We start from the raw sequence: 9,988 nt of genomic DNA, 5'->3' as shown, positions 1-9,988 counted from the left end.
CGACCGAACACGCTCGCAAACGCGACAAGCCTTCTTGCGACCGGGACAAAGTGTCTTTAGGACGTGGCGAAGGGGCGGCGCCCCAGACAGAGCGCCGCCCCTTCGATTCGATTGCGCGTCGACCCTGGGCCGACCGCCTCTCGATTACTTCTCGACGACCGCGAGCACGTCGCGCGAGGACAGGATAATGTACTCGTCCGCTCCGTACTTGATCTCGGTCCCGCCGTACTTGGAGTAAATGACGACGTCGCCTACCTTGACGTCGACGGGCACGCGGTTGCCCTGATCGTCGACGCGGCCCGGCCCGACGGCCAGGACCTTGCCCTCTTGCGGCTTTTCCTTCGCCGTGTCCGGAAGGACGAGGCCGGAAGCCGTCGTGGTTTCTGCTTCGAGCTGCTGGATCACGATGCGATCCTCAAGCGGCTTGATGGAGACCGACACTGCGGATCCCCCTTCTATATACTCGTGCTTTGGTTGAGAAAGCCTGGACGCGGGACCCGCCGTCGCGGGGGCCGGGCCCGAACCGGGCACGGGCAGCTTTCGCTGCGCCTGATGAAAGATTAGCACTCGCATGCGATGAGTGCCAGCTTTTCGCCGTAGGCGCAGCGCCGCGTGCGAGACTTGATTCGTGGACGCTATTCCCTCCCCGCCTCGAGACGCCGATTCTCCCCGTTCCGACGCCGATTCTCCCCGAAACGCGAGAGCATCCCGCAATCTCGCCGTCGCCCGCTGGCTCCTCGGCGACGCCGGACGGGCCGTTCTCGCCGCGCTTCCCCCGTACCGTTCAGACGACGTCTTCGCCCTCACTGCGCGGCTGAGGCGCGAGGGGCTGGACGCCGACCAAGCGGCGGCCGCGCTCACGCTGTCTCGCCTGCGAGCGCGGGCCGCGGCCAAGTTCGGGAAGCGCGCGGGCGCGATGTTTTTCACCGCAGACGGATACGAGCAGGCGACCAGGTTGAGCGTCGGCGCCCTGCACGCGGCGCGCTTAGTCGAGGCGGGAGCGAGGAGGGTCGTCGACTTCGGCTGCGGCATCGGCGCCGACTCGCTCGCGTTCACGCTCGCGGGCCTCGACGTTGCGGCGATTGAATCGGACCCCGTGGCGGCCCTGTACGCGGCTGCGAATGCGCCGGAGGCGAAGGTGACATGCGCGGATGGCCTCGCTGCCGAGCTTCCCGAGGCCGACGCGATATGGCTCGACCCGGCCAGGAGGGCCGAGGACGGCCGCAGGATCTCCTCTCCCGAACGCTGGACTCCGCCATTCTCGCGGGCTCTGAGCCTTGCGAGGGGTTTCCCGCTGGCAGGGATCAAAGTTGCGCCAGGGATCGCCTACCACGCCTTGCCGCCGAGGGCGTTCGTCGAGTGGATCAGCGAGCGCGGCCAATTGCTCGAAGCCGTCGTATGGCTCGGTATGGGAACGGGGCGCGCTGCGACGATCGACGGCGAGCGGCTCGACTCCGGCGCGAAGACCGCCGACGAGCCGGCGGTCTTCGTCGCCCCGCGCGCCCTCGGCCCCCTGCTGTTCGAGCCCGACCCGGCCATCGTCCGATCGGGCGGCATCGCGCGTCTGTGCGAGGAGCACGGCCTCGCCCCGGTCTCGGAGGGCATCGCCTACCTCTCGGGCGAGGCTGCGCCGCCGCATTGCGCGGCTTTCGAGGTCTTGGACGTCGTCGTTCCGGAGGCCAAGCGGATCAAGCGGTCCCTGGCCGCGCACGGGATCGGGCGGGCGGAGGTCAAGAAACGCGGAACGGAGGTCGACGTCGCGGCGATGGCGAAGAGGCTCTCGGGCAACGGCGGCGACGCCGGCGTCGTCCTCTTCTCCCCCGTCCTTGGCCGCCATCGGGCGATCGTCGCGCGGCGGAGGCGCTGACCGCGGACAAAGCGCGGGCCGCGCCGAGAAGGCGCTGGCCGACTCAGAGAAGGCGCAGGCAGCCGAAAACGGAGCACGGACGAAGCGAAGGCCGACCGCAAAAAGGCCTCGTCGGGTTGGGGCGGACGGCCGTCACATTTTGATGCGGCCCAGGTCCATTCCCGTATCGACGGCAATGTCCAGGGAGGAAGGCTCCACGCCGTTTCTGACAAGCTCCCACCCGAGCGAGGCGATCATCGCCCCATTGTCGGTGCAGTATCTGATGGGAGGGATCCTGACGGTCACGCCGGCCTTGGCGGCGCGCTCGGCAGCAAGTTCGCGCAGCCTGGAATTCGCGGAGAAGCCGCCGCCGATCACGAGGGTGTCGCAGTCGAAGGCCTCGCAGGCAGTGAGGGCTTTGGCCGTCAGAACGTCGCAGACCGCCTCGGAGAAGCTCGCGGCGACGTCTTCCCTGTTCAGCTCCTCGCCTCGCTCGGCCAAGCCTTCGACGTAGCGGGCGACGGCGGTTTTCAGGCCCGAGAAGGAGAAGTCGTAGGGGTGGCGGGCTTTGTCTTTGCCCTGCGAGAGCCCGCGGGGGAAGCGGATGGCGCAGCGGTCTCCCAGTCGCGCCAGCCGGTCGATGTGCGGGCCGCCGGGGTACGGCAGGCCGAGCAGGCGCCCGACCTTGTCGAAGGCCTCGCCGGCGGCGTCGTCGAGCGTCCCGCCAAGCTCTTCGACGTCGGTCGCAATGTTGCCTGCCCGAAGGATCGACGAGTGCCCGCCGGAGACCACAAGGCCGATGAAACGCTCGGGGAACGGACCGTCGACGAGCTCGTCGACGCACAGATGGCCGACGATGTGGTTGACGCCGTAGAGGGGCTTGCCCGCGGCGAGAGCCAGGGCCTTGGCTGCGGAAACGCCGACCGTCAGCGATCCGATCAGGCCCGGGCCCGCGGTGACGGCGATCGCGTCGACGTCGCCCAGCGCAACTCCCGCACGGTCGAGCGCCTCGTCCAGGGTGGGAACGAAGGTCTGAAGATGCGCCCGCGAGGCGATTTCGGGAATGATGCCGCCGTAACGCGCGTATTCGTCCATCGACGTCGCGGTGACGTCGGCAAGGAGCTCCCCGTCGCGGACGACGGCGACTCCCGTCTCGTCGCAGGAAGTCTCAATGCCCAGAACCGTAATGCTCACGTCCCACAAGTCTAGCCGACGGACGGGCGCGGGTTAATTCTTCGCCGCTTCGCGCCTGCGGACGACGCCGCGGTGCGCCCCGCGAACGGGACGGGGCGCACCGCTCAGCTTGCGGGAGATTCGGTATGGCCGTCTGAGGCGTCGGCTTCGCGGGTCCCGGCTTCGACGCGGCCGGCTTCAGGGAATCTCAGTCTCGCGATCGCCGAATCGGCTTTCCCCTTCGTCACGGACGTAAGCCTTGAGGCGCTGACGGGCCTGGGCGACGAGTTGCTCCGTCGTCGCCGAGTCTCCGAAGACCGAACGCGCCAGATCTTCGTACTTTTGGACGGCTTCGCGATGCGCCTGGCGAACGACGTCGAGGATGAGCTGCGAAAGCGCCTCCGGCGCCAGAGAGAAGGCTTTGGCCGTCACTTTCACGTCGAGAGGCACGCCTCCCCCGTCGACTTCGACGCTCACTTCGCCGCCCTCGCTGCGCGCAAACGCCGTCAAATCCTGCGCCTGCGCTGCGAAGGCCTCGGCGCGCTGCATATTTCTCTGCGCCTCGGCGAGCTGCTCGTCCAACCGAGATTGAATGCCTTCTAGGCCGCTGGAAGACTCGGGAAGTTCCATTAACACATTCCTTTCTGACGGAAAGCGCGGCCGACGGCCGCCCACGTGAAGGGGACGACGCCGCGCCGCCGTTTCCACGCCCTCGATCGCGTGCGGCTGGGCGAGCGAATCGTCTAAGGCGCGCAGCGAAGCGGGACGCAACGCCCCCATGCAGCATCCTAGTGCCTGAAAGCTCCTCGGTCTTCCTGGGGCTGCGCCCGCGGGCCCGACCTTCCGCTCCGGCTCGGCTTGCCTGTCCGCATCGTCTCCGCGCAGTGTTTCCGGGCCCGCCTCGATCCTTCCGTCGCGACGACGTCAAACCTAAGACGGCCCGCGCCCTCAGCCCTTCCCAACGCCAACCTGAGCGTTAAACCCTAAACTCCAGCCTGAGCGTTAAACCTCGAACTCCAAGCCTGAGCGTTAAACCCTAAACTCCAGCCTAAGCGCGTTCAGCCCCTCCAACCTCCAGCTTGAACATTCACCCCCTCGGCGCCGTCTCGGCGGACAAATCGGAGACATCGGCCCAGCCGCGTTTTCCCCGGAATGACGGGCTTATCTCCGAAAGATGGCTACGTTGGAGTCCCCTCCCCCGGAATTTGGCTCTCATTTGCCCGTCAGATTGGGTACTGTGTAAACAAGTTCCTACCGACGAACCCACGCCGTTTATGAAACCCGGGCCACCATCCCTCCACGCGTCCCGCATCGCATCGGCGTAACAGCAAATCGAAACGAAGAACCGGCGACAAAGGAACGGAGAACGAATGTGAACGTGCCTTTCCTTCACATCTTCATCCTGCGCGACTCCCAAGGATCGCATCCGCTGATCAAGCTGCGGTCGACTGGCGCGATCCGTCATCCGTTCGCCGCACGAGGCGGACGCGTCCCCGGCGGCCGCAATGACGTTTACGAAGCCCCACAATTCGCACCACTGAAAGGAACCCATCATGACCAGCGATGACAACTCGCCAGCCCGACGTCGCAGAAGAGGGCAGGCGACCTCCTCCATGCAGCCTCGCTTCCCTTCGAACAGGGAAAGCCACGACGCTTCGAAGTCTGAAGACCGCGTGTGCAAGCCGGAAGTCCGCGTCTCGTCCCCCGCGGGAGCCCCAGCCCTCTCCGAGGCGGAAGTCTTCAAAGCATTCGCGAGCTGGAAGCTGCGCGAAAACCCGGACGCGTGGGTGGGCACGGTGGACGACTGGAACATCAACCCCTACGAAGACGCGTTCGTCATCTCCCCAAGCGGGCGCCGCAGGTCGAACCGGCTTCACCTCATCAAGGGCGAGAAGGGCATTGGATTCGCCCCGTCCATCATGAGCGTCGAAACCGCCTACCGCGAGCTCGTCTCAGAGACGGATTCGCACCGGCGCTGCGAGAACTGACCGAGCGTTTCTTGACTTCAAGTGCGCTTCAACTCGTAAGCTCCCTTCCATGGAAAGGATGCGCATAGGCCAAGTCGCTCGAGAAACGGGCCTTTCGGCGTCGACCCTCAGGTACTACGAACGCGAGGGCCTCGTCGCGGTTGCGCGCGACGGGGCCGGAAGGCGGCTTTACGACGCCCAAGACGTCTCCTGGATACGGTTCCTCCAGCGTCTGCGCGCCACGAACATGCCGATAGGGCTCATGCGCCGGTATGCGAAGCTGCGCAAAGCGGGGTCCTCGACGCTCCGCGAACGTCTGGATCTTCTTTGCGATTACGAAGCCGACGTCCGTTCCCGCATAGCCGAGCTTTCCACGCACGCGGACGCCTTGGACGCCAAAATCTCGCTTTATCGACAATGGATCGACGACGCCGAAGGCTCCGGGCAGACGCATATCCCGCATATTCATGGAAAGGAAAACGATGGACGAGAAGACCGACAAGAATCGGACCCCGGGCGATGAACGCTTCGCCGCGGGCATGCAAATGCTCAACCGGGTCGACGGCGAGGCCGGCGCACGGGTGCTCGACTCACTGCACGACGTCTGCCCCGAACTCGGGTACCACATCGTCGCCTGGGGATTCGGCGACGTCTACTCTCGCGAGGAGCTTCGCCCGAGGGACCGGCAGCTCGTCACGCTCGGCATGCTCACGGCCCTCGGGGGATGCGAGCCGCAGCTTGAGGTGCACGTCGGCGCCGCGCTCAACGTGGGCCTTTCGCCGAAGGAAATCGTCGAAGCCATTCTCCACGCATCCGTCTACTGCGGATTTCCCCGATCTCTGAACGCAATGTTTGCGGCCAAACGCGTCTTTTCTGAGCGGGGGCTCCTGCCGCTGAACGACTGAGGACTGCTGGAGGCTTGGACGCCATTCTGCTCGAAAGGAGCAAAGGCCCCGGCTGAGGGAGCGCCGGGCGGCGTGCAACGCAGACTGCTCACAGCGCAGACTGAAAAGGGCGGGGCCCTGAAAGCCCCGCCCTTTTCGCCGCGGACGGAAGGATCCGGCCGCGTGCGTCTTCTCTACCTCTGGCGGGCCTTGTGCCCGTAGGACTTGATGAGGTCACGGTTGAGGAGGGAGATGAGCTCGAGGGGGATCTCCTTGGGGCACACGCTGGCGCATGCGCCGACGTTCGTGCAGCCGCCGAATCCCTCATCGTCCTGCTGGGCCAGCATGTTGACCACCCTGTCGCGGCGCTCGGGCTGCCCCTGCGGGAGGAGACCCAAATGAACGACCTTCGCCGAGGTGAAGAGCATGGCCGAGCCGTTGGGGCAGGCCGCCACGCAGGCGCCGCAGCCGATGCAGGCGGCGGCCTCGAAGGAGCGGTCGGCGTTGCCTTTCGGGACGAGCTGCGAATGCGCCTCGGGGGCGGCCCCGGTGTTGACCGAGATGTAGCCCCCGGCCTGGACGATGCGATCGAAGGCCGAGCGATCCACGACAAGGTCCTTGATGACCGGGAAGCCCTTCGAACGCCAAGGCTCGAGGGTGATCGTGTCGCCGTCCGCAAACGTGCGCATGTGCAGTTGGCACGTCGTGGTCCGCTTGGGCCCATGCGGGTCGCCGTTGACGACGATGCCGCACTGGCCGCAGATTCCCTCGCGGCAGTCCGAATCGAAAGCGAGAGGCTCCTTGCCTTCGTCGAAAAGCTCTTCGTTGAGGACGTCGAGCATCTCCAGGAACGAGGCGTGCTCGTCCACGTTGTCAAGCGTGTGCGTCTCGAAGTGGCCCGAATCGGACGGGCCGTTCTGACGCCAGTACTCCAGGTTGATTCTCACTTGTAACTCCGCTGCTTCATGTGGACGAATTCGTAGTTGAGGTCTTCCTTGTGGAGGATCGGCGGGTTGCCGTCGCCGGTGAACTCCCAAGCCGCGACATAGGCGTACTTGTCGTCGTGGCGAAGGGCCTCCCCTTCCGGAGTCTGCGATTCGACCCGGAAATGGCCTCCACAGGATTCCTCGCGGTGGAGAGCGTCGATGCACATGAGCTCGCCGAGCTCGAGGAAATCGGCCACTCGTCCTGCCTTCTCGAGAGAGACGTTCAGCTCCTCGGGCTTGCCGGGAACCTTGACGTTCTTCCAGAAGTCTTCGCGCAGGGCTCGAATCTCGCGGATGGCTTGGCGCAGTCCGTCGGCTTCGCGAGCCATTCCGCATCTCTCCCACATGATCGATCCTAGCTTCTTGTGGTAGTAATCGACCGAATGTTTGCCGTTGAGCCCCATGAGCGTAGCGATGCGAATCTTGACTGACTCGCGCGCCTCGACCACGGCTGGATCGTCGGGAGCGAGCGGCTCAAAGGGGCCGGAGGCAAGGTAGTCGTTCATCGTGTCGGGAAGGACGAAGTAACCGTCCGCCAGTCCCTGCATGAGCGCCGAGGCGCCGAGGCGGTTGGCGCCGTGGTCGGAGAAGTTGGCCTCGCCCGCCACGTACAGGCCGCGCACCGAAGACTCCAGATCGTAGTCGACCCACAGCCCGCCCATCGTGTAGTGGACGGCCGGGTAGATGCGCATGGGCACCTCGTACGGGTCGTCGTCGGTGATCTGCTTGTACATGTCGAAAAGGTTGCCGTACTTGGCGGAGACCGCAGCCTTGCCCATACGGTTGATCGCGTCGGAGAAGTCGAGGTACACGCCCCTGGCGACGCCGTCGATCTTCGGGCCCACCCCGCGGCCCTCGTCGCACATGTTCTTGGCCTGGCGGGAGGCGATGTCGCGGGGAACGAGGTTGCCGAAGGCAGGGTAAATGCGTTCGAGATAATAGTCTCGGTCCTCTTCGGGGATCTGCCGAGGGTCCTTTTCGCAGTCCTCGGCCCGCTTGGGAACCCAGATGCGCCCGTCGTTTCGCAGGGACTCCGACATGAGCGTGAGCTTGGACTGGTAGTCTCCGTGCTGCGGGATGCAGGTCGGATGGATCTGCGTGTAGCACGGGTTGGCGAAGTAGGCTCCCTTGCGGTAGGCGCGCCAGATCGCCGACCCGTTGCATCCCATCGCATTCGTGGAGAGGAAGAAGACGTTTCCGTATCCGCCGGTGGCGAGGACGACGGCGTCGGCGACGTGCGTCTCAACCTCGCCGGTGACCATGTCGCGGGCGACGATTCCCCGCGCTCGGCCGTCCTTGACGATGAGCTCCATCATTTCGTGGCGGGAGAAGCTCTCGACCGTTCCCGCAGCCACCTGCCGTTGGAGGGCCTGGTAGGCGCCGATGAGGAGCTGCTGGCCCGTCTGGCCTCGGGCGTAGAAGGTTCGCGAGACCTGGACGCCGCCGAAGGAGCGGTTGTCGAGGTATCCGCCGTATTCGCGGGCGAAGGGGACTCCCTGGGCCACGCACTGGTCGATGATGTTGTTCGCGACCTCGGCCAGGCGGTAGACGTTCGCCTCGCGCGCACGGAAGTCTCCGCCCTTGATCGTGTCGTAGAAGAGGCGGTAGACCGAGTCGTTGTCGTTCTTGTAGTTCTTCGCAGCGTTGATTCCGCCCTGAGCCGCGATCGAATGCGCTCGGCGAGCCGAATCCTGGTAGAAGAAGGCTTTGACGTTGTAGCCCATCTCGCCGAGCGACGCCGCGGCGGCGCCTCCGGCGAGTCCGGTTCCGACCACTATGATCGAAAGCTTGCGGCGATTGGCCGGGTTGACGAGCTTGGCGTCGAACTTGCGCTTCTCCCACTTGCCCTCGAGCGGGCCTGCGGGCGCCTTGGTGTCGGCGATCGCCGACCCTTCGGTGTAAAGAATCTGAGTCATGTCTGTCCCTGCTGGATGGGTGCGAGCACGGTGGCGCAGGTCGGCGCCCGTCGGGTCTTGCGTGTGAGTCTCAGCCATATTCGCCCCTCACTCGATGAATCCGAAGGCTATGGCGTACGGCGGAGCGAGGAAGCCGATGAACAAAGCCAGGCCGCACAGAGCGGAAAGCCCTTTGAGGAACGCCTCGGCCCCTCGCCGTCCGGCGCCGAGGGTCGTCAGCGCCGAGTAGAGGCCGTGCCACACGTGGAAGCTGACGAAAGTGACAGCGACGGTGTAGACGGCGAGCGCGCACACAGAGGCCCAACTGTCCAAATTGAAGGAGACGACCATGCGCTCATACGGCGAGAGCCGATGGTAGTCGCCCCCGATCTGAATCTTCAGGGCCGTGAAATGGAGGATGTGGAAGACGATGAACAGAAGGATCGTCACTCCGCCGACCTTCATCGTCTTCGACGGCCACGATTCCTTCTTCTTCTTTCCCGACTTCACCTTGTACCGGGTTCCGCGCGCTCTGTAGTTGCGAAGGACGAGGTGGGCGGCGGCGCCCACGTGGCCGAGCAGAACGAGGATGAGGCAGATGCGGAAGATCCAGATGAACCAGCCGTGCGGCAGGATCGGGTAGAGCATGTCATGCTTGAGCCACTCGGCGTAGTGGTTGTAAGCCTCGGGCCCGAAGAACATCTTGAGGTTTCCATACATGTGGAACAGGACGAAGATGACGAAAATCAGCCCGGTGAACGCCATGATGACTTTGAGCCCCACGGACGTCATCATGCCGCGCTTCTGTTTCAGTGAGTTATCCACACTTCGACTTTACCCAGTCAGGTCGAAAATCCCGACGTCAGAATAAATAAAGGAACACATTGTTGTGTAATTAATCGGCGACTTTTCGGCAAGGCTGCGAAGCATATGCGCCTTACGTCCCAGGATTCGAGGCAGGCGTCCCGATCATCCTCAGGCGGCGCCCGCCGGCGTTGCGGCCCCCGCCTGCCCGCGGGAGGTCTCGCCCGTCCTCAGGCGCATGACGAGGGCGTCGTCGTCGCCGTAGTACCCCTTGCGCAGGCCGACGGCTGCGAATCCCCTGCCGGAGTATAGCTTTTGGGCGATTGGGTCCCGCGAGCGAACCTCGAGGAAGACGTCCTCGGCCCCTCCTTCCCGCGCGCGCGCAAGGAGCTCGTCTAGAAGGGCGCCGCCGAGGCCGCGGCCGCGTTCCTTC

General features: G+C 64.9%; 11 protein-coding genes. 4 read left to right on the top strand and 7 right to left on the bottom strand.

Features of this window, described 5'->3' with window-relative positions:
• Positions 1 to 144: 144 nt before the first annotated feature.
• Positions 145 to 441: a co-chaperone GroES gene (gene groES / locus ACO48X_RS09430; RefSeq protein ID WP_040322758.1), complete on the bottom strand. Its 297-nt coding sequence runs from the start codon at positions 439 to 441 to the stop codon at positions 145 to 147.
• Positions 442 to 628: 187 nt separating this feature from the next.
• On the opposite strand from groES, the gene ACO48X_RS09425 reads away from it, so the two are divergent.
• Positions 629 to 1,867 (top strand): class I SAM-dependent methyltransferase, encoded by a 1,239-nt coding sequence (locus tag ACO48X_RS09425; RefSeq protein WP_485001830.1) that lies wholly within the window; start codon positions 629 to 631, stop codon positions 1,865 to 1,867.
• 132 nt (positions 1,868 to 1,999) lie between these two features.
• Here ACO48X_RS09425 and tsaD read toward each other — a convergent pair whose 3' ends face one another.
• Positions 2,000 to 3,040 carry a tRNA (adenosine(37)-N6)-threonylcarbamoyltransferase complex transferase subunit TsaD gene (gene tsaD / locus ACO48X_RS09420; protein ID WP_485001829.1) on the bottom strand — a complete coding sequence of 347 codons (1,041 nt, stop codon included), beginning with the start codon at positions 3,038 to 3,040 and terminating at the stop codon, positions 2,000 to 2,002.
• Between the two features lie 177 nt (positions 3,041 to 3,217).
• Entirely contained in the window at positions 3,218 to 3,649 is a 432-nt protein-coding gene (locus ACO48X_RS09415; RefSeq protein ID WP_485001828.1) for a YbaB/EbfC family nucleoid-associated protein, read from the bottom strand.
• A 923-nt stretch (positions 3,650 to 4,572) separates the two neighbouring features.
• On the opposite strand from ACO48X_RS09415, the gene ACO48X_RS09410 reads away from it, so the two are divergent.
• The 3 genes from ACO48X_RS09410 to ACO48X_RS09400 are packed head-to-tail and all read left to right on the top strand — an operon-like array spanning position 4,573 to position 5,891.
• Positions 4,573 to 5,007 carry a hypothetical protein gene (locus ACO48X_RS09410; RefSeq protein ID WP_485001827.1) on the top strand — a complete coding sequence of 145 codons (435 nt, stop codon included), beginning with the start codon at positions 4,573 to 4,575 and terminating at the stop codon, positions 5,005 to 5,007.
• A gap of 49 nt (positions 5,008 to 5,056) precedes the next feature.
• Positions 5,057 to 5,509 carry a MerR family transcriptional regulator gene (locus ACO48X_RS09405; protein ID WP_485001826.1) on the top strand — a complete coding sequence of 151 codons (453 nt, stop codon included), beginning with the start codon at positions 5,057 to 5,059 and terminating at the stop codon, positions 5,507 to 5,509.
• A 16-nt stretch (positions 5,510 to 5,525) separates the two neighbouring features.
• A complete protein-coding gene (locus ACO48X_RS09400; RefSeq protein WP_485001832.1) occupies positions 5,526 to 5,891 on the top strand; it encodes a carboxymuconolactone decarboxylase family protein in 366 nt (121 codons plus the stop codon).
• A gap of 173 nt (positions 5,892 to 6,064) precedes the next feature.
• Here ACO48X_RS09400 and ACO48X_RS09395 read toward each other — a convergent pair whose 3' ends face one another.
• The 4 genes from ACO48X_RS09395 to ACO48X_RS09380 form a co-directional block, all read right to left on the bottom strand.
• Complete coding sequence (locus tag ACO48X_RS09395; protein ID WP_485001825.1) at positions 6,065 to 6,817, bottom strand: succinate dehydrogenase/fumarate reductase iron-sulfur subunit; 753 nt, start codon at positions 6,815 to 6,817, stop codon at positions 6,065 to 6,067.
• Positions 6,814 to 8,772 carry a fumarate reductase/succinate dehydrogenase flavoprotein subunit gene (locus ACO48X_RS09390; RefSeq protein WP_485001831.1) on the bottom strand — a complete coding sequence of 653 codons (1,959 nt, stop codon included), beginning with the start codon at positions 8,770 to 8,772 and terminating at the stop codon, positions 6,814 to 6,816. Before ACO48X_RS09390 ends, ACO48X_RS09395 begins: the two co-directional genes overlap by 4 nt.
• Positions 8,773 to 8,859: 87 nt before the next feature.
• Positions 8,860 to 9,576 carry a succinate dehydrogenase cytochrome b subunit gene (locus tag ACO48X_RS09385; protein WP_485001824.1) on the bottom strand — a complete coding sequence of 239 codons (717 nt, stop codon included), beginning with the start codon at positions 9,574 to 9,576 and terminating at the stop codon, positions 8,860 to 8,862.
• A 150-nt stretch (positions 9,577 to 9,726) separates the two neighbouring features.
• Positions 9,727 to 9,988, bottom strand: a 262-nt coding sequence (locus tag ACO48X_RS09380; RefSeq protein ID WP_485001823.1) for a GNAT family N-acetyltransferase, incomplete at its 5' end; no start/stop codon positions are given.

The sequence above is a fragment of the Peptidiphaga sp. genome (genome assembly GCF_057238965.1).
This window is presented reverse-complemented; position numbering and strand designations above follow the sequence as displayed.

Coding starts and splice junctions, on each gene's coding strand:
- ACO48X_RS09400 (WP_485001832.1), top strand. CDS start 5,526: ATGCAAATGCTCAACCGGGTCGACGGCGAGGCCGGCGCACGGGTGCTC.
- ACO48X_RS09405 (WP_485001826.1), top strand. CDS start 5,057: ATGGAAAGGATGCGCATAGGCCAAGTCGCTCGAGAAACGGGCCTTTCG.
- ACO48X_RS09415 (WP_485001828.1), bottom strand. CDS start 3,649: ATGGAACTTCCCGAGTCTTCCAGCGGCCTAGAAGGCATTCAATCTCGG.
- ACO48X_RS09410 (WP_485001827.1), top strand. CDS start 4,573: ATGACCAGCGATGACAACTCGCCAGCCCGACGTCGCAGAAGAGGGCAG.
- ACO48X_RS09390 (WP_485001831.1), bottom strand. CDS start 8,772: ATGACTCAGATTCTTTACACCGAAGGGTCGGCGATCGCCGACACCAAG.